This is a genomic window from Tateyamaria sp., assembly GCF_059783535.1.
On the sequence record NZ_JBYNDP010000051.1, the window covers coordinates 6,883 to 25,571 of the forward strand.

Sequence of the window (18,689 nt, forward strand, 5' to 3'; positions counted from 1 at the left end):
GAAGGCGGAGATTGAGGGCGCATTGCATTCCGTGCGCTTCACCCATCGCAAGATGGTCGCGCCGGGAGAGTGGCGCAATGTGACGGGCGAGTTCACGGTGCATTGATGTGTTACCGTCCCGTACGGTGCGATGAAACGGGATGCAATTTAATGAAACTGCATATTTTGAACCGCAAACTGCGTATTTTGCCGAGATGGTTTTGGGCTCAATTTGAGGGCATTTCGCGAAAGTGCGTGTTTTCGGGGTGAAATCGCGTATTTCACTGCCCAACCATGATTGGTGAGATGCTTTGCTCCGTTAGCCCTTGCCGGTTTTAGCCGGTCGGGCGCATTCTTTGATGAGCAAATTCGCCCGCTGACCAGACCCAGTAGATGGTGCGCCTAAGCTGAACAGGATGCTCCACCCAGCACGCAGAACTTGGCGCAGTGAGGGTGGTTGAGCGAAACGTCCGCCTCGGCTTGTTCCAGTGTCTCGCCCATTTCGAATTGCGGGTCGTAAGGCAGGAGTGTGCAAGCCAGAACCGCCGGTTTCGCGGCCCCTTTGCGTTTCACGACCATCCGGGACGAAGAACACATCACGGCATCGGGATGTTTGTTCAGGATGCCCCAGCAGGCGGTCGTAATCTCGGGCACTTCGACCTGAGCGTCCATTTCGGGAAACAGCACTGTCATGCCTGGGTTTTGCGCGTCGATGTCCCAACCATGCTTGGCATAAAGCGCAGCGTATCCTGCGCGCGCCTCGGCCTCGCTTTCGGCCATTTCGATCCGGCCGGCAACGGCCAGCCGCGCCCCGATGGACGATAGCCAATCCACCCCGCGCAGAGTTTTGGCAAAGGTGCCGACGCCGCGTTCCGTGTCGTGGATAGCGGCGGCGTGGTGGTCGAGAGAAATGCGGAATGTCAGTTTGTCGCCATAGGCTTCGACCAGCGGCACGATGCCCGCCTTGACCTTGGGGCGCATCATCGGGGCCATCGCGTTGGTGAGGATCAGCACCTCGTATCCACGTTTGAGTGACCGTTCGACCATGTCGAGGAAGGCGGGGTTCATGAAGGGTTCACCGCCGGTAAAGCCGATCTCGCGCACGTTCCAATTGCGGTCTTCAAGCTGGTCGAGATAGCCTGAAACCTCGTCCGCGGTCATGTATTCCAGCGCGTCGTTGGTGGGTGAGCTTTCGATATAGCAGTTAGCACAGGCAATGTTGCAAAGCGTACCGGTGTTGAACCACAGGGTTTCAGGATGCGTCAACGCCACCTTTGCCCGTTCTTCGCCCTTGGCTGTGACATCCGGGTCCTGGAATTTACCCAGGTTTGCCAAGTCTTTCATGTCGCCTGTTCCGTTTCTTGTGCGGTCTGCACCGTAGAGGTATGCCGGACTGTCGCAAGGTGAAAGCGCACTGTGCCCCTTTGACAGCTTTGTGATAGAAATATGCGACCGTACGATGCAGGTGCAGCATCGGGCGTTGAGTATCTGTTTGAATCTGCTAGTGGTAGCGCAAACATTTTCTGGGCATGCAAGAGGGAGCCTTGCCATGGTATCGCGCGTTATCCCGGTTGATCCGTTTGATCTGGTGATCTTTGGTGGGACAGGTGACCTTGCGCGCCGCAAGATCTTGCCGGGTTTGTTCCGTCGTTTCTGTGCGGGGCAGATGCCCAAGGCGGCGCGAGTGATCGGAGCCGCGCGTGGCGATATGGACAGTGCGGCCTACCGTGATTTCGTGGCGGAGGCGATTGCCGAGTTTGGTGGCGAACGCAGCTGTGAGGAAGGCACGCTTGCCGGTTTTCTGGAGCGGATGGAATTTGTGACCATCGATGCACGGGGCGACAAGGGCTGGGATGAACTGGCCAAGCTTGTCCGTCCGGATGTCGTCCGCGCATATTACTTTTCTGTCGGTCCCAGCCTGTTTGCTGACTTGGCCCATCGGTTGAATGCCCATGGGCTGACGGATGCAGACAGCCGGATCGTGGTGGAAAAACCCTTTGGTCGCGACCTGCCGTCGGCGCAGGCGCTGAACAAGGATCTGGCGATGCATTTCGATGAAAGCCAGATTTACCGGATCGACCATTACCTGGGCAAAGAGACGGTGCAGAACCTTATGGCTGTTCGCTTTGGCAACATGCTGTTCGAGCCGCTGTGGAACAGCCAGTATGTGGACCACATCCAGATCACCGTAGCCGAGACGGTCGGTGTGGGCGGCCGGGGCGAGTATTATGACAAGTCAGGCGCGATGCGAGACATGGTCCAGAACCACCTGATGCAACTTCTGTGTCTGATCGCGATGGAGCCGCCGTCAAAGTTCGATCCGGACGCTGTCCGCGACGAAAAGCTGAAAGTGATCCGCGCCTTGGACGATGTTCAGCCGCATCATATCGTGCGTGGGCAGTACGAGGCATCAGAGGACGAGCCCGGATATCGCGAGGCTGTAGGCGATCTGCGGTCACGCACCGAAAGCTATATCGCCATGAAGGTTGGGATTTCGAACTGGCGGTGGGCGGGCACGCCGTTTTACCTGCGCACAGGCAAGATGCTGAAGGCGCGGTCCAGCGAGATCACGGTGGTGTTCAAGGAGCTGAACCACTCGATCTTTGGCGAGCAGTCCGATCATCGCAATGTCTTGTCGATCCGGTTGCAGCCGAACGAGGGGATTACGCTGGGCGTGACGATCAAGGAACCCGGTCCGGGGGGCATGCGGTTGGTTGATGTGCCTCTGGATATGTCCTTTGCCGACGCTCTAGGGGCGGATGGCGCGGACCAGACAGATGCTTATGAACGTTTGATCATGGACGTGATCCGTGGCAACCAGACCCTGTTCATGCGTGGGGACGAGGTTGAGGCCGCCTGGGCCTGGACCGATCCCATCATCAACGGGTGGGAAGGGCGTGGGGAAGTGCCAAAGACCTATGATGCGGGCAGCGAAGGACCGGTCGACGCCGTGCAGCTTCTGGCCCGCGACACCAGAGTTTGGAGAAAGGTGGCCCCATGAATATCGTCGAATACCCGGATCGTGACCTACTGGCCATGGGATTGGCCGATGCACTGGCGAGCGAGTTGAAGAACTGTCTGCTGGTGCATCCCTCCGCTTCGTTTGTTGTGCCGGGTGGAACGACGCCGGGTCCGATCTTTGACAGCCTATGCGCCGCCGATCTGGACTGGTCCCGTGTCAATGTCATGCTCAGTGACGAACGCTGGGTGCCGGAGGATCATGACCGATCGAATGCGAAACTGTTGAAGGATCGTCTGTTCCAGAGCCGCGCGGCAGAGGCGAAATTTGTGCCCTTCTATCGGGAAGGGGAAACGCCGGAACAGGCTTCCCCCGTCTTGTCAGAACAATTGGCGGACCAGATGCCAATCTCGCTTTTGATGTTGGGCATGGGGGCGGATATGCATACGGCGTCTCTTTTCCCCGACGCGGTTGGGTTGGAGGCGATGCTGGCCGATGACGCGCCCTTGGTTGTCCCGGTGTCGGTCGCCGGGCAGGAGCCTCGGATTTCGTTTTCGGGTCCAGCTTTGGCCGGTGCGATGGCGAAACACCTTGTGATCTATGGCTCTGAAAAGCGAGTGGCGCTAGAGCGCGCAGAGGGGCTCGACCCGGTTGAGGCGCCGATCAAAGTTGTTATGAGCGGCCTGACGGTGCACTGGGCGGAGTAAGAGACATGTGGGACGCTTTGAAGGCCAAGGCGAAGGCCGCATCTGGCCGCGCCATTCTGGACCTGTTCGATGATGCGCGTGCGGATGCCTTTGCGGTGCAAACACAGCACATGCGGTTCGATTATTCCAAGACAAATATCGATGCTGAGACACGCGATATGCTGCTGGAATTGGTCAGCGCGGCGGGTGTTGCAGAACGGCGCGACGCGATGTTCTCCGGCGAAAAGATCAATGAGACCGAGGGGCGGGCGGTTCTGCACACTGCCTTGCGCAATCTGGATGGTGGGCCCGTTCTGGTGGATGGCAAGGATGTCATGCCGGGCGTTCTGGAGACGCTGGACCGGATGGAGAGTTATGCCAACGAGATCCGTGGCAGTGCCATCACTGATGTCGTGAATATCGGGATCGGTGGGTCCGACTTGGGGCCGGCCATGGCTGTGCAGGCCCTGTCGCCTTATCACGACGGGCCGCGCTGCCATTTCGTGTCGAATGTTGATGGCGCGCATATTGCCGACACACTGCGCGGGCTGGACGCGAAAACGACGTTGGTGATTGTCGCCTCCAAGACATTCACCACGATCGAGACGATGACAAATGCTCGGACTGCGCGGGCGTGGGTTTTGGATCATGGGGGTGATCCGTCTGCGCAGTTTGCCGCCTTGTCGACAAATCTGGAAAAGACATCCGAGTTCGGGATTCCGGCAGAGCGCGTCTTTGGCTTCGAGGATTGGGTTGGCGGCCGCTACTCCATGTGGGGGCCAATTGGGTTGAGCTTGATGATGGCGGTCGGGCCGGACGGGTTCAGAGCCTTCCTGCGCGGTGGTCAGGACATGGACACGCATTTCCGTGCCGCTGAGGGCGCGGAGAACATGCCATTGATGCTCGCCCTTGTGGGCATCTGGCATCGGCAGGTGCTGGGTCATGCGTCGCGCGCTGTTCTGCCCTATGATCAGCGGCTGGGGCAACTTCCAGCTTACTTCCAGCAGCTTGAGATGGAGTCGAACGGCAAGTCGGCGACCATGGATGGCAATGCTGTCCCGGTTGAAAGTGGCCCGGTTGTCTGGGGCGCGCCAGGGACCAATGGGCAGCACGCGTTTTATCAGCTGATCCACCAGGGCACGTCCGTCATTCCATGCGAGTTCATGGTCGCCTGTGCAGGGCATGAACCCGAGCTGCGCCATCATCACGACCTGCTGGTGGCCAATTGCCTTGCACAGTCAGAGGCTTTGATGCGCGGACGGACATCGCACGAGGCGCGTGCGAAGATCGCGGACAAGTTTGACGGGGATGAGTTGGAACGTCAGGCCGCGCACCGGGTGTTTGCCGGAAACAGACCTTCTACAACGCTGATTTACCCCAAGCTGGATCCGTTCACCCTGGGGCAGATCGTGGCGTTGTATGAGCATCGCGTGTTTGTCGAGGGGGTCATTCTGGGCATCAATTCCTATGATCAATGGGGCGTCGAGTTGGGCAAGGAACTTGCGACAGCTCTGCAGCCGATTGTCGAAGGTGTGGCGCCTGCGGATGACAAGGACGGGTCCACTCGAGCCTTGGTCTCCTACTTGCACGCGCACCGTTAGAAGTGGTTGCAAGAGGCGGGCCTGAAGCCAAATGCGGTCCATTTTCCGTGGATCTGGGCTACAAAATATTCAATTCAGGATTGTATTTTCGAAAAAAAGTACAGCGATCCGACCAGTTTTGGGCGATTATTCGCTCAAAACCACAACGGTCAGGAATGTCTGACCTGACCCGAGGTTGTGTTTGCGTGCAATAATGTTGCGCAGGGCGCGCCGTATTTTGCGCTCTGTTTCTTTAACATGCACCGGAGGCCAATATTATGGCTGGCACACAACACGGGCTGACACGGCTCGATCAACTTTTCAAAACGTGTATTCATGGCAAAGGACCTTCAAGACCATTTGCCCAGACGCTGGGGCGCGTGCTTCCTGCGAACCCTGTTCACATCAAGAACATTACCCATGCACATGTGATTGCAGCTCTGGATGAGCTCGCGCAATCCATGGGGGCGACCCATAACGAAGATGGGCATGCGGATGCGGGCATGACCTTTCTCGGGCAATTCGTGGATCACGACATCACCCTTGATGCGACATCGGCCCTTGGTTCGCGCATTGATCCCTCGACGATCCCGAATGTGCGAACGCCGAGCCTGGATCTGGACTGCGTCTATGGCGCGGGACCGGAGGCGTCGCCGCATCTCTATGGTGAGGGCGAGGCGGAGCAGTTTCTTGTCTTTGGGCGGAAGGACAATCCGCGTGACCTGGCCCGGACCTGTGCAGGCAAGGCACTGATTGGCGATCCGCGCAACGATGAGAACATCATCGTGGCGCAGGTGCAGGCGATTTTCATCGAGCTGCACAACATCCTGATGAGCAAGCGTGCTGAAGATGGCGATGATGCGAAAGACATCAAGGCTTGTGCGCATGAGGGTCTGCCGAAACACATTTGGCATGACCATGTCAGCCCGAAACTGACCAGTTTCGAAGAAGTGCGCCGCTTTATCCGGCTGCACTATCAATGGATCGTGTGGTGCGAGTTGCTGCCCGCCTTCATCCAGCAGGAATGCCTGGACTGGGCGCTGGAAAACCATGCCTTTGGGTGGGATGCGCCGGTTATGCCGGTTGAATTCACCGGCGCTGGGTATCGTTTTGGCCACGCGACAACGCAGTTTGAATATGCGCTGACGGATGGCGCCGATCCAAAGGGTCTGTTTGCCACGTTGGGCTTTGGACGTCGTCCGGTTGAGGGGAACCTCGACTATGCGATGTTCTTTGAAATGAATGGCGACGTGTCTTCGCAAAAGGCGCGACCGGTTGGTCCAAAGTTGGGGACGCCCTTGCTCAACCTTCCCTTTGTCCACGCGCCGATCGAGCTGGCGGATATCGAGGAAACGCTGACGCTGGATCAGTCCCGCAATCTGGCCCTGCGCAATATGGTGCGTGACCGCTATACCTATCAACTTGCCAGCGGTCAGCAGTTGGCGGCGCATCTGGGCACCCACGTCATTGACCCGCCAGCGATCCTCAAGGCAAAGGGCATCACCAAGACACCGCTTTGGTTCTACTGCCTGCAAGAGGCGGAAGAGAAAGGTCATGGCAAGCTGACCGGGGCAGGGGGGCGTCTGGTGGCTTCCGTATTTGCCAACCTGCTCAAGCGTGACTCCACAACGTTCCTGCACGTGCCTCATTTCAAACCGTGGCACGGGTTCAAGGGACAGCCGAGCGTTATGGCGGGACTGATCGCTTACGTTGAAGCGCATCGCGGGCATATTGCCCACGCCAAGGACCTGCAATGCGGCTGACCAAGGTTTAACCTGGGGGGCAGGGGCCGGCGTCCGCGCTGGCCCTTGTCTTTTTTGGTTTTGCCTTTGCGTCACCTCCTGCACGCCGTGCTTGCATGGCTCGCCGCCCCTTGGCAGGGTTGACGCAAGGGAGGAACGCGCGGGGCCGGGGAGGGCCGCGCAGGCAAGGCGTTGCTCTGACAGGAAAAACGGGAGCCGCCGATGCTTGGCCAAATGATGAACTACCCCCTGACCATCTCTTCGCTGGTCGATCACGCGGCGCGGTATCACGGGGACACAGCCATTACGTCTGTGAACACCGCCGGTGGCGTGGAAGAGACAACATGGGGGCAGGTTGGGGCCAATGCCCATCGGCTGGGTGACGCGCTGCTGAAGCTGGGGCTCGAGCCGCATGCCCGCTGTGCCACCATTGCGTGGAACAACCGGCGGCATCTTGAGATCTACTTTGGCGTTTCCGGCGCCGGTCTGGTCTGCCACACGATCAATCCGCGCCTGTTTCCCGAACAGCTGATCTACATCATCAACCATGCTGAAGACCGGGTGTTGTTCATCGACCGTACCTTTGTGCCGCTGGTCAAAGCGATCCGCGACAAGATTCCGGGCGTGAAGCATGTGGTGCTGATGGAAGGCCGCGATGACTCGGCTGCGGAAGAGATTGAAGGGTTGGAGTTCTACGACGAGTTGGTTGCCACCGGCTCGCCGGATTTCGAGTGGCCCGAATTCGATGAGAACACGGCGTCGTCGCTGTGCTATACCTCCGGAACCACGGGGAACCCGAAGGGCGTTTTGTATTCCCATCGTTCGACTGTCTTGCACGCTTTTGCGTCCAACACGCCGGATTGCATCGGATTTTCGGCGCGCGACGTGGTGCTGCCCGTCGTACCGATGTTCCATGTGAATGCGTGGGGCACACCCTATGCCTGTGCGCAAGTGGGCGCGCGGATGGTGTTGCCGGGGCCAGGGCTCGATGGGCCGTCGCTGGTGAAGCTGATTGACGGATGCAAGGTGTCGATTGCCCTTGGCGTGCCCACGATTTGGCTGGGGCTCTTGGGTGAGGCGGAGGCGTCGGGCTCGCAACTGACGTCCCTCAAGCGCACGGTTGTCGGCGGCTCGGCCTGTCCGCCATCGATGATTGCCGCGTTCCGCGAAAAATACGACGTGGAACTGATCCACGCCTGGGGCATGACCGAGATGTCGCCGCTCGGCTCGTCCAACCAGCCGCTGGCCAAACATGCGGACTTGCCAATCGACGCCCAGCACAAGCTGCGCGAGAACCAGGGCCGCGCACCCTGGGGTGTCGAATTGGAAATCATGGATGATGACGGCAATCCGCTGCCCCATGACGGAGAGGCGCAGGGTGCTTTGATGGTGCGGGGGCATTGGATTCTGGACAGCTACTTCCTGAAGTCGCGTGACGAGACACTGACAGATGGCTGGTTCGATACGGGTGACGTGGCGACGATGGACGCTGATGGGTATCTGTCGATCAAGGATCGGTCCAAGGACATCATCAAGTCAGGGGGCGAGTGGATTTCATCCGTCGATCTGGAAAACATCGCCATCGCGCATCCGGCCCTGGCCGACGCTGCAGTGATTGGGGCGCGGCACGAAAAGTGGGACGAGCGGCCTGTTTTGGTCGCCGTTGCAGCCGAAGGGCAATCGCCCAGTGAAGCGGAAGTTCTGGCCGTTTTCGAAGGCAAGATCGCCAAGTGGCAGGTGCCGGACAAGGTGGTCTTTACCGATGTGCTGCCGCGCAATGCGACGGGCAAGGTGCTCAAGCGGAACCTGCGGGATGAGTTCGGCGAGGTGCTGATCGGCTGATCAGCGGTTTCGCCGGGCCCAGCCGGTGGTTGCGACCGCACCATTTTCGAATTTTTGGTAGTTTCGGTCGAGGGCGACGCCATAGCTATCGATATTGACTGTTCCCTTTTCATGTAGGGTAACTGGAGCAACGCGGTCCTTATGCACGGTATAATGCCAGATGCCGTCCTTGAAGGTTCGGTTGCGAATGAAGGTGCGTGTGCCGTAACGAGAGTGCTTTTCCGTGTATCGGCATGCGCCGGGCGTCATGCTGCAATCGTGCGGGGTGAAGGTGACCGTTCCGCTGGGCACGCGCGCCTTGACTGTATTGCCCATACGGTCTGACCATGAGGTAACTTTGACCGGCTCGTCTTGGCTGGCGTCGCGGGTGTAGCGAAATTTGAAGAGTTGGCCGTTCTGGCCCATGAATTTCACCTTGGCGTTCCCGTTATGCGCGCGCCAGGTGAAGGTTGCGCCGTTTGGGAGTGTGCCCATGTCGTAGACAGGTTGCGCCGTGGCCGGGAGTGCGAGGCTCATTGCGATGGCGGCGATTGCAAAGAGGTGGCGGGACAATTGATCAATCCTTGAGGTGGTTCTGGCGGGCTGGGCCGCGGTATTTTTCTGTCAGCTTTTCATCGACTTCTGACCCGTCCTTGAGGTGGATCAGTATACCTTTGCCGTTTGAGGCGCCGCGCATGGCCTTGATCTCGTCTTCGGACCGTGTGGTGCGTTGCGACATGCGCAGACCCCAGTCGTGGAGGTGGCTTAACAGCTTCGACTCTATGTCGCGGTGGTGGTCCGTTTTTGCCAGATCGTGCAGCTCGTCCGGATCCATTTTGAGATCAAACAGCATGTTGCGCAGGCCGAGGGCCGCGCAGTGCATCAGTTTGTATCGTCCGTCGAACACCATGAAGAGGCGGCAGTCTCTCGGCTCTAGCCCCAATTTCACAGCAACTGGTGTTGCAGAGAAATCGTATTCAGAAATCACGTAATCCCGCCAATCCGGCGTTTCGCCGTGCAACCACGGCAGCAGGCTGCGGCCTTCGATGATGTGATCGGGCGCGGAGCCGCCCGCCGCTTCAACGAAGGTTGCGGCGAGGTCGATGGATTCGACCAGCGCATCGCAAGTGGTGCCGCGCGTGCTGTTTGCTGGTTCGCGCGGGTCGTAGATGATCATGGGCACCTTGACCGAAGGGTCGTGGAACAGGTTCTTCTCGCCCAGCCAGTGATCACCCAAATAGTCGCCGTGGTCTGAGGTCAGCACAATCATGGTGCTGCCCATCTTGCCCGTCGCTTCCAGATGATCGAGCAGGTGACCCAATTGGTCATCGCATTGCTTGATCAGGCCCATATAGGCCGGGATGACCTTGGCGCGGACCTCTTCATCTTGAAAGGCGCGACCCACTGGACCGTTCATGAAGGTGTCAAAAACCGGATGGGCATTGACCTGTTCGACCTCGGCGCGGTTGGCGACGGGTACGTGGTTGGGGCCGTACATGTCGTGGTAGGGCGCGGGCACGATGTACGGCCAATGTGGTTTGATGTAGCTCAGATGCGCGCACCAAGGCCCCTTGGCCTGGTCGATGAAACGGATGGCTTCCGATGTGAGCCAGGGCGTTTCGCTGTCTTCCTCGCTGATGTTGGCGGGCAAGTCCGTGTTTTCAAAGAACCAGCCCGACGCGATCTGCCCGTCCTTTACGCTGGCATTGGCGTAGTCGGCCCACGGATTTGTTCCGTCATATCCTTTGGACTTGAGGTATTCGTTGTAAGGACTTCGTCTTTCATCATAAAAGCCGTCTGGACCTTCGGCCCAAAGCCCGTCGTCGCGCACCCATGGATCGAACCCGCATTCGGATGTGCGCACCCCGATCACGCTGTCGGCATCCAGTCCAAGACGCTCCATGCCCTCGGCATCAACGGTCATATGTGTCTTGCCGATCAGATGGCAGGACGTGCCGATCTTGCGTAGGTGGTCGCCCAAAGTATGTTCGCCTACCCGCAGGGGAAAGCCGTTCCAGTGCGCACCGTGAGACGACGCATAGCGACCAGTATAGAAGCACATCCGTGAGCCGCCGCAGATCGGGGATTGCACATAGGCATTGGTAAACCGCACACCCATTGCCGCCACGCGGTCGAAGTTGGGCGTGTGCAAATGTGGATGCCCTGCGCAGCTGAGGTAGTCGAACCGCAGCTGGTCATACATCACAAACAGAATGTTCAAGATCGGTCAGTCCCCGAGGCTTTGCAGCCGTTCCCGTACGGCCATGACCGAAGAGTATGTGGAGACGGAGTAGGGCACAAGGAAGGTCAGAGCGCATTTCAGCCACGCGACGGCGTCCATCTGGCCGGTGGCGATGCGGTCACCATGGTTGATCACTGCAATGACGATGCCGACCACAAGGGCAATCTTCGTGGCGCGTCGCACGACTGTGCGATCGATTGCGATTTGCCATGTGTTGACGTGTGGCACCGTGCGCATCTCCTCTTTGCGCCAAATTGGACCAAACGGTTCCTAAATCAAGTCTGCACTTTCATGTGCACGCGATAGTGATCTTTGGCAGAGGCAGGCGGGTCACCCGCCTGCCACCCATTGTCAGCCTTGATGATAAAGGAAGGCTGCATTTGTGCCGCCGTTCTGACCCGCTGCTATCGCGATATTCAGATGCGCCATCGCCTCAAGGTGACGGCTGACCTGCAGCGAGCCGGTCACCACTGGATGCAGACCAAGACCCCCGGCAAGGGTTTTCACGGTCTCGACCGCCTGGGCATCATCACCTGCGATGAATGCTGTGGCTGCGACACCATCCCGATCCAACCCTTGTGCGGACATGATGTCGGCAAAGATCGTGTTGAAGGCCTTGACCACCCGCGCCTTGGGTAGCCAGCCCTGCACGGTTTCACCGGCGGATTTTGTTTGGCCCAGCAGCAGGGGGCTCCAGTCGTCGTTCAATGGGTTGGTTGCATCGATCACGATGCGGTCGCGTATGACTTCCGCCAATGCGGCCAGCGTGTCCTGCGCTGCGGTATAGGGTACGGCGAGGATAACGATGTCGCTGTCCCAGCAGGCTTGCTCATGGCTGACTTCCCCGTGATCCGGCCTGCGACTGCCGAGGAGGACCTTGTGTCCTGCCGTCCGCATGAGACGTGCGAGGGCCTGGCCCACAGCACCTGTTCCTATGATTCCGATGTTCATTTTGCGCTCCTGTGTTTGTTGCTTTGTCAGGAAAGCGAATATGGTATACGTTGGCAATTAGGTACCTTTAGGGAACTACTGCTGTATGAACAACCAAGACACACCGGATGCGTTCCTTATGGCCTGCCCATCGCGGCAGTTCTTTGCCAGATTGGCCGAGAAATGGGCCTTGCTGGCCATTGTTGCCCTTGCCGATGGGCCGGAACGCTTTGGCGCGCTGCGGCGACGTTTGGACGGGGTGACGCAGAAAATGCTGACCCAGACATTGCGCAAGCTGGAGGCCGACGGCTTGGTGCACCGTGAGCTGTTCGACGAGATGCCCCTGCGCGTTGAATACAGCCTGACGGACCGTGGCTCGGACCTGTTGCCACATATCCGGGCTCTCAAGGCGTGGGCCGAAGCCAACTATCCCGAAGGGTAAGGGTCTGGAGCGGGTAACGGGAATCGAACCCGTAACTTAAGCTTGGGAAGCTCGCGTGATACCTTTTCACCATACCCGCGCTCTGGGCGTTTGGGATATGCCCGGGCTGGCGTGGCGTCAAGCGGGTTTGCGTGCGCTGTAGATGTGGATACAGGCAGGGATGCGCACGCCTTTATCGGTGTCAAATTGCGCGACGGCATCTGCCACGGCGGATTGGACCTGTTGGGTTGCTTCAGGGCTTGCACCGTGGTGGCGCACGGCCGCTTCGGCTGGCCCGATCTGCATCATCAGCGCCGCGGTTTCGGGCACATCGCCCGCCGATGTCAGGTCGACCGACACTGTTTCAACGTCCGTGTTGCTTAGTCCTGCCTGCGCCATTTGCTCCAGTATCCGGGGGCTATCCTCGAACGCGAAGGGGCCGGGCAACGTGCGGTCCGTCTTGGGCATTGGGCCCAGCACGCTGGCTGCCGCCTTAGCCGGCACCATGAAATACGGGTTCTGCGGCGCGGGACCCCATGCGGCAAATGTCATGCGCCCACCCGGGGCAAGCGCCGAATTCAGGTTGGCCAGCGCCGCCACCGTGTCGTCAAAGAACATGACGCCAAAACGGGAGATCATCGCGTCGAAGAATGTGTCGAACCGGTGTGTCTGAGCGTCCGCCTTCAGAAGTGCCGCGTTCTTCATGTCTGGCAGCCGTGCCGCTGCCAGATTCAGCATCGTTTCGGAGATATCGAGTCCGGTCACATGGCCCTGGTCGCCCACCTCACGTGCTGCGGCCACGACACTGACACCCGTACCGCAACCGATGTCCAGCACCTGCTCACCGGGCCGAAGGGCGGCTTGGTCCAGAACAAGATCGAGCACCGGGGCAAGCAGCTTGTCCATCTGCATCTGCTGCGTGACCCATTTCGGACCGGCGGCATCCGTCCAGAACTCTTCCTGCTCCGCGTTGCTCATGCGCGTCTCCGGCGACGGCGCCCGCCTTCGGTGTCGCCACCGGTGTTGAAGCTCACATCGGGCAGATCGACGATCCCGTTCAGGATTGGGAACGGGTCGGCCGAATTGGGGATGGCGGACGCATTTACGAAGTGTTCCTGAAAGCGGGGTTCGATCGCGGTTTCGATCTTGTGAATGCGGCGCACAGTCTCTTCGATCTCGGCCCGTGCGTCGCGATTGAGCAGGGCGATGCGTGCGCCGGTGCCTGCGGCGTTGCCTGCTGATGTGACCTTGTCCAAGGGTGCGTCCGGGATCATGCCCAAAACCATGGCGTGCTTGGACGAGATATGCGCACCAAAGGCTCCGGCCAGCACGATGCGGTCGACACTGTCCACGCCAAACTTGTCCATCAATAGGCGCGCGCCGGAATAGAGCGCGGCCTTTGCCATCTGGATGGCGCGGATATCGGGGTTGGTGATGGTGATCCTTGGCCCACCCACGGCGCTGCCATCGTGCAGGACATATGCGTGCGTCCGTCCGTCAACGACACTGCGCTCGGACCCGGTTTGGTCAGCGCTGCCAATCAGGCCGGAGGCGTCAAGCAGACCGGCAAGGCGCATTTCGGCAATTGCCTCGATGATGCCGGACCCACAGATACCGGTAATGCCTGTAGCCGCGGCGGCTGCATCGAACCCGTCTTCGTCGGACCACAGGTCCACCCCGATGATCCGAAAGCGTGGTTCTTTGGTAACCGGATCGATTTCGACCCGCTCAATCGCTCCGGGGGCTGCCCGCTGCCCCGCGCTGATCTGCGCCCCTTCGAAGGCAGGGCCGGTGGGGGACGAACAGGCGAGCACCTTGTCCTTGTTCCCGAGCAGGATTTCCGCATTGGTGCCGACATCGACCACCAACATCAGGTCGTCCGACTTGTCCGGTGCTTCGCTGAGGGCCACGGCGGCGGCATCGGCCCCAACATGCCCCGCGATACAGGGCAGCAGGTAGATGCGAGCCGAGGGGTGGATGTTCAGGTTGAGGTCATCCGCCCGCAGGCGCAGCGCATTTGACGTGGCGAGCGCAAATGGCGCTTGCCCCAATTCGAACGGGTCAATGCCCAGAAACAGGTGGTGCATGACCGGATTGCAAACGAACACCGCGTCAACGATCAGCCCCTTGTCGATCTCCGCCTCGGCTGCGATCTGGGTGAAGAGGGCGTTCATACCCTCGCGCACAGCCAGCGTCATCTCGTCCGCGCCGCCCGCGTTCATCATGCCATAGCTCACGCGGCTCATCAGATCCTCACCAAAGCGGATCTGTGGGTTCATGATGCCGGATGAAGCCACGACCTCTCCGCTGGTCAGATCGCACAGATGTGCTGCGATGGTGGTCGATCCCAGATCCACGGCCAAGCCGTACACGGCGCCCTCGTAGTAACCGGGCCAGATGTGCATGATCCGGGGCGCGTTCTCGTCATCACCCAAATGAATGGCGACGGTGACTTTCCAAGCGCCTTTGCGCAACACCGGTTGCAGGGCCTGCAGGATATGGAGATCAGCGTGTATGTTGGTGATGCCCCAATCTGCCTCGATGGCAACAACAAGCCGTTCTAGGTCGCCCGATGGGTCGTGCATGTCAGGTTCGGCCACCTCAACATAGTAGAGCTTGGTGGACGGGTTCATGACGATATCGCGCGCTTCGGCCCGTTTGCGCACAACCTGTTTGTGCACCTGGCTTTCCGGCGGCACGTCAATGACCACATCACCTTGCACAGTGGCCTGACAGCCCAGGCGGCGGCCATCGATCAGCCCGCGCTTGGATTTGTAACGCTCTTCGACCTTGTTCCATTCTGACAAGGCATCATCGGACACGGTCACACCATGCTTGGGAAACTCGCCGTAGCTGGGTGTGATCTGACACTTGGAACAAATGCCGCGCCCGCCACAGACGGAATCGAGGTCCACGCCAAGCTGCCGCGCGACGGTCAGGATGGGGGTGCCGACAGGGAAGTTGCCGCGCTTGCCGGAGGGAGTGAATACGACGAGTGGATCGGTGCTCATGAACGCCTCGGTAACCTTGCTTGCCCACACAATAGTCGGCCCGACCGCAGGGGAAAGGTGTCAAACGACATGGACCGGTTCCAAGGCGGCAGTTTGCACCTTCTTCTGGCTGAAAATACCTCGGCGGTGAGGCGCCATGCGCCGAGTGGGCTGGCCTCCTAGCACGCTATTGAGACGCGCGGGCGTGAAAGATGAAGCCCAACAGGTTCATCAATACCTGCGCCGCCAGAATGGCTGTTGAGCCCGTCGGGTCGTAGTCGGGCGCCACTTCAACCAGATCAATGCCCACGATGTCGTGTCGCTTCGCCGCCGCTTGCAGCATCTCCAGCACGTCATAATACAGAAACCCGCCATGGCTGGGCGTACCGGTGCCGGGTGCGATGGAGGGGCAGAACGCATCAATGTCTATGGTGATATAGAGCCGCGCGCCTGCGGGAATACGGTCAATCACACCTTTCGGCCCGAGCGCGCGCGCCTGACGGACGGATAGGATGTCTGACCCCAAGGCGCGTGCGTCGCCATATCCTTCCTTGGCTGTTGAGCTGACATTGCGGATGCCCACTTGCGTCAAGCCGGTGACATAGTCGCATTCCGCCGCACGCCGCATGGGATTGCCGTGCCCGTGCCGCACGCCGTGGCGCTCATCGACAAAGTCCAGATGTGCATCGATCTGCAGGATGTGGATGTCGCCTTGGCCGTCAAAGGCGCGGATACAGGGGATGTTGACCGAGTGATCGCCGCCGATGGTGACGGGCAGGGCGCCCGCAGCCAGAGCCGCGCGAACACCGGCTTGGATATTGGCGTGGGACCCTTCGGTGTCAGTGTGGATGATATCTGCATCGCCCATATCCACGATCCGCACGGTGTCCGGCAGGTATGTGGCGTCATCCTCATGGTCATAGGCCCCAGCATGACCAAAGCTGAACAAGGTGGACGCTTCTCGTACCGCCCTTGGTCCGAACCGCGCGCCGGAACGCCATTGTGTCCCGGCATCAAAAGGCGCGCCAAGAATCGCGACATCGGCGCTCAGGCTGCTCCAATCCTCAACATAGGGGCGCTTGCCAAAGGTACAGATACCCACAAAGGGCAGGTTCAGACGGCCGGTGTCGTAATCATGTGTCATGACTTTGATACATGCCCGGACGGCTGCTGTTGCCGCAAGATGCGTTTTGCAAACGTGTCAGGCCATCACGGTCAGGCTCCGCACCCGGTGTCTTGATGTCCCATGCCAAACCCAAACGACCAAGGGCGGTGATCAGCAAAAAACCAAGATCCGATTGCCCCGGTTCAACGCCAAGTCGGGCTGAGTATGGAAAGGCGCGGTGGTTGCCGTGCCAGTTCTCACCAAAGGTCACCAAACCCCAGCCAGGTAAATTGTATCCTTGCACAGGTAAGCCGCTTACCACCCAACCCTGATGGCCGCGCTTGTGAGCGAAATGGCCGATCAGCCAATGGCCGACCAGAGAAACGAAAATACGCAGGCTGACGCCCCAGAGCACCCAAGCCCATCCTCCGATTGCAAATAGTACAAGCGCTATCGGAGCATTCTGTAGCCACCATGTACGCTCCATCCAGGCATAGACCGGGCTTTGTTCCACACGATTCTCGAGTACGAAGCGCGGCGGTTTTTCCAGGTCAAAGCGGCAGCACAACTGCCACCAGGCATCTTTGAAAAACCCGGCTCTGTGCGCAGGATGGTCAGGGCAGGTGGTCTGGCGTTGATGCCAGTCACGCATGTCGTGGGTGCGGATCATACCGATGGGACCGGCCATACCAACGCAAGTGCCAAGCCAAACAAGAATGTATTCAACGAAGCGGTATGTTTTGAAACTGCGATGGATCAAAAGCCGGTGCATTCCCACCGAATGACCCGCGCCGATGGTCACTGCGGTCAGAACCAGAAACACGAGCGCCGCGTCCCACCCGGGAAAAAACAAAACACCAATTGCGCCCAAAACACCGTGCCCGGCGAGCCATAGCGCCTTTGCTACATCGACCTGGACAGTCCCTTGCATATTGCAGCTGTTCGGCAGGGCAACCACGCGTTCCGTGCTAAAGAGAGCGTCAGAATTCACGCGCACAGGTGGAAACATGGATGATAGCGTGGCGCATCGGTGTCTTCTACGCAATGGGGCTTTCCATTTTTGCAGGTCCATGAAATAGGGAAGCGTCAAACGAACCCTCCCAAGGAGACCCCCATGGAGATTCGCGAGGCGCTCACCTTCGATGATGTCCTTTTGGTTCCGGCCGCGTCCAACGTGCTGCCCACAACCGCCGATACCCGCACACGGGTCACACGCAGCATTGATTTGAACATCCCGCTGCTCAGCTCAGCTATGGACACTGTGACCGAAGGGCGTATGGCCATTGCCATGGCGCAGGCTGGCGGCATGGGGGTGGTGCACCGCAATCTGGATATTGAGGCGCAAGCCCAGGAAATCCGTCGGGTGAAACGCTTCGAGAGCGGTATCGTCTACAATCCGATCACGTTGAGCGCCAACCAAACCCTTGCCGATGCACGCGAGTTGTCCGAACGCTATGGGTTCTCTGGCTTCCCCGTTGTGGATGAAAACCGGCGCGTGGTTGGGATCGTGACCAATCGCGACATGCGCTTTGCCGAGAATGACAAGACACCAGTGTCCGTGATGATGACCACGAAAGATCTGGCCATCCTGCACGAACCCGCGGACCGTGACGAAGCGATCAGCCTTATGAAAGCGCGGCGGATTGAAAAGCTGCTGGTCACAGATGCCAAAGGCAAATTGACCGGTTTGCTGACCCTCAAGGATACTGAGAAGGCCGTACTGAACCCGACCGCCTGCAAGGATGATCTGGGGCGCCTGCGTGTGGCTGCGGCTTCGACTGTGGGCGATGCTGGATTTGAAAGATCGCAAGCGCTCGTCGATGCTGGTGTCGATATGATCGTGATTGACACGGCCCACGGTCACTCCGAAGGCGTGGCCGAAGCGGTGCGCCGGGCAAAAAACTTGTCGAACGAAGTGCAGATTGTCGCGGGCAACGTCGCTACTGGTGAGGCGACGCGCGCCCTGATCGACGCGGGTGCGGACGCTGTGAAAGTGGGGATCGGCCCGGGCTCAATCTGCACCACACGGATGGTGGCAGGCGTGGGCGTGCCTCAACTGACGGCGATTATGGACTGCGCAGCCGCGGCGGGCGATATCCCGGTCATTGCTGATGGCGGCATCAAGTTCTCAGGCGATTTTGCCAAGGCGATCGCGGCGGGTGCATCCTGTGCCATGGTGGGCAGCATGATCGCGGGGACAGACGAGTCTCCGGGCGAGGTCATTCTGTATCAGG

The 18,689-nt window shown here is 59.4% G+C and carries 16 protein-coding genes, 1 tRNA gene and 1 pseudogene; 8 read left to right on the top strand and 10 right to left on the bottom strand.

Going from position 1 to position 18,689, the window contains the following annotated elements; genetic code table 11:
• Positions 1 to 106, top strand: a pseudogene (locus AC6RA8_RS11580) (aspartate-semialdehyde dehydrogenase); the annotation flags it as partial.
• A gap of 275 nt (positions 107 to 381) precedes the next feature.
• Here the strand turns inward: AC6RA8_RS11580 and AC6RA8_RS11585 are convergent.
• Positions 382 to 1,323 (bottom strand): radical SAM protein, encoded by a 942-nt coding sequence (locus AC6RA8_RS11585; protein WP_500352907.1) that lies wholly within the window; start codon positions 1,321 to 1,323, stop codon positions 382 to 384.
• A gap of 205 nt (positions 1,324 to 1,528) precedes the next feature.
• Between AC6RA8_RS11585 and zwf the strand changes: the two genes are divergently transcribed.
• The 5 genes from zwf to AC6RA8_RS11610 all read left to right on the top strand — a co-directional run bounded on the left by zwf (position 1,529) and on the right by AC6RA8_RS11610 (position 8,788).
• A complete protein-coding gene (gene zwf / locus AC6RA8_RS11590) occupies positions 1,529 to 2,980 on the top strand; it encodes a glucose-6-phosphate dehydrogenase (protein ID WP_500352908.1) in 1,452 nt (483 codons plus the stop codon).
• The gene (gene pgl, locus AC6RA8_RS11595; protein WP_500352909.1) at positions 2,977 to 3,645 is read left to right on the top strand and encodes a 6-phosphogluconolactonase; all 669 of its coding nucleotides are present in this window, start codon (positions 2,977 to 2,979) and stop codon (positions 3,643 to 3,645) included. The genes zwf and pgl overlap by 4 nt, the downstream gene beginning before the upstream one ends.
• A 5-nt stretch (positions 3,646 to 3,650) precedes the next feature.
• The gene (pgi, locus tag AC6RA8_RS11600; RefSeq protein WP_500352910.1) at positions 3,651 to 5,225 is read left to right on the top strand and encodes a glucose-6-phosphate isomerase; all 1,575 of its coding nucleotides are present in this window, start codon (positions 3,651 to 3,653) and stop codon (positions 5,223 to 5,225) included.
• A 359-nt stretch (positions 5,226 to 5,584) separates the two neighbouring features.
• The gene (locus tag AC6RA8_RS11605) at positions 5,585 to 6,967 is read left to right on the top strand and encodes a peroxidase family protein (protein ID WP_500352911.1); all 1,383 of its coding nucleotides are present in this window, start codon (positions 5,585 to 5,587) and stop codon (positions 6,965 to 6,967) included.
• 201 nt (positions 6,968 to 7,168) lie between these two features.
• A complete protein-coding gene (locus AC6RA8_RS11610; protein WP_500352912.1) occupies positions 7,169 to 8,788 on the top strand; it encodes a long-chain-fatty-acid--CoA ligase in 1,620 nt (539 codons plus the stop codon).
• Here AC6RA8_RS11610 and AC6RA8_RS11615 read toward each other — a convergent pair whose 3' ends face one another.
• From AC6RA8_RS11615 to AC6RA8_RS11630, 4 genes are all read right to left on the bottom strand, one after another.
• Positions 8,789 to 9,304 carry a hypothetical protein gene (locus AC6RA8_RS11615; RefSeq protein WP_500352913.1) on the bottom strand — a complete coding sequence of 172 codons (516 nt, stop codon included), beginning with the start codon at positions 9,302 to 9,304 and terminating at the stop codon, positions 8,789 to 8,791.
• A 40-nt stretch (positions 9,305 to 9,344) separates the two neighbouring features.
• Complete coding sequence (locus tag AC6RA8_RS11620) at positions 9,345 to 10,988, bottom strand: sulfatase-like hydrolase/transferase (protein WP_500352914.1); 1,644 nt, start codon at positions 10,986 to 10,988, stop codon at positions 9,345 to 9,347.
• Positions 10,989 to 10,994: 6 nt separating this feature from the next.
• A complete protein-coding gene (gene nrtS, locus AC6RA8_RS11625; protein WP_500352915.1) occupies positions 10,995 to 11,237 on the bottom strand; it encodes a nitrate/nitrite transporter NrtS in 243 nt (80 codons plus the stop codon).
• Positions 11,238 to 11,360: 123 nt separating this feature from the next.
• The gene (locus tag AC6RA8_RS11630; RefSeq protein ID WP_500352916.1) at positions 11,361 to 12,017 is read right to left on the bottom strand and encodes an NADPH-dependent F420 reductase; all 657 of its coding nucleotides are present in this window, start codon (positions 12,015 to 12,017) and stop codon (positions 11,361 to 11,363) included.
• 28 nt (positions 12,018 to 12,045) lie between these two features.
• Between AC6RA8_RS11630 and AC6RA8_RS11635 the strand changes: the two genes are divergently transcribed.
• Positions 12,046 to 12,381, top strand: a complete 336-nt coding sequence (locus tag AC6RA8_RS11635) for a winged helix-turn-helix transcriptional regulator (protein WP_500352917.1) — start codon at positions 12,046 to 12,048, stop codon at positions 12,379 to 12,381.
• A 5-nt stretch (positions 12,382 to 12,386) separates the two neighbouring features.
• Here the strand turns inward: AC6RA8_RS11635 and AC6RA8_RS11640 are convergent.
• From AC6RA8_RS11640 to AC6RA8_RS11660, 5 genes are all read right to left on the bottom strand, one after another.
• Positions 12,387 to 12,460 (bottom strand) — tRNA-Gly (locus tag AC6RA8_RS11640).
• Positions 12,461 to 12,498: 38 nt separating this feature from the next.
• A complete protein-coding gene (locus AC6RA8_RS11645; RefSeq protein WP_500352918.1) occupies positions 12,499 to 13,338 on the bottom strand; it encodes a class I SAM-dependent methyltransferase in 840 nt (279 codons plus the stop codon).
• A complete protein-coding gene (locus AC6RA8_RS11650) occupies positions 13,335 to 15,371 on the bottom strand; it encodes an ASKHA domain-containing protein (RefSeq protein WP_500352919.1) in 2,037 nt (678 codons plus the stop codon). Before AC6RA8_RS11650 ends, AC6RA8_RS11645 begins: the two co-directional genes overlap by 4 nt.
• Positions 15,372 to 15,537: 166 nt before the next feature.
• Positions 15,538 to 16,494: an agmatinase gene (gene speB, locus AC6RA8_RS11655; protein WP_500352920.1), complete on the bottom strand. Its 957-nt coding sequence runs from the start codon at positions 16,492 to 16,494 to the stop codon at positions 15,538 to 15,540.
• The gene (locus AC6RA8_RS11660; protein ID WP_500352921.1) at positions 16,484 to 17,386 is read right to left on the bottom strand and encodes an acyl-CoA desaturase; all 903 of its coding nucleotides are present in this window, start codon (positions 17,384 to 17,386) and stop codon (positions 16,484 to 16,486) included. Before AC6RA8_RS11660 ends, speB begins: the two co-directional genes overlap by 11 nt.
• Before the next feature lie 183 nt (positions 17,387 to 17,569).
• Here AC6RA8_RS11660 and guaB point away from each other — a divergent pair.
• The coding region (gene guaB / locus AC6RA8_RS11665; RefSeq protein ID WP_500352922.1) for an IMP dehydrogenase at positions 17,570 to 18,689 on the top strand (1,120 nt) is incomplete at its 3' end.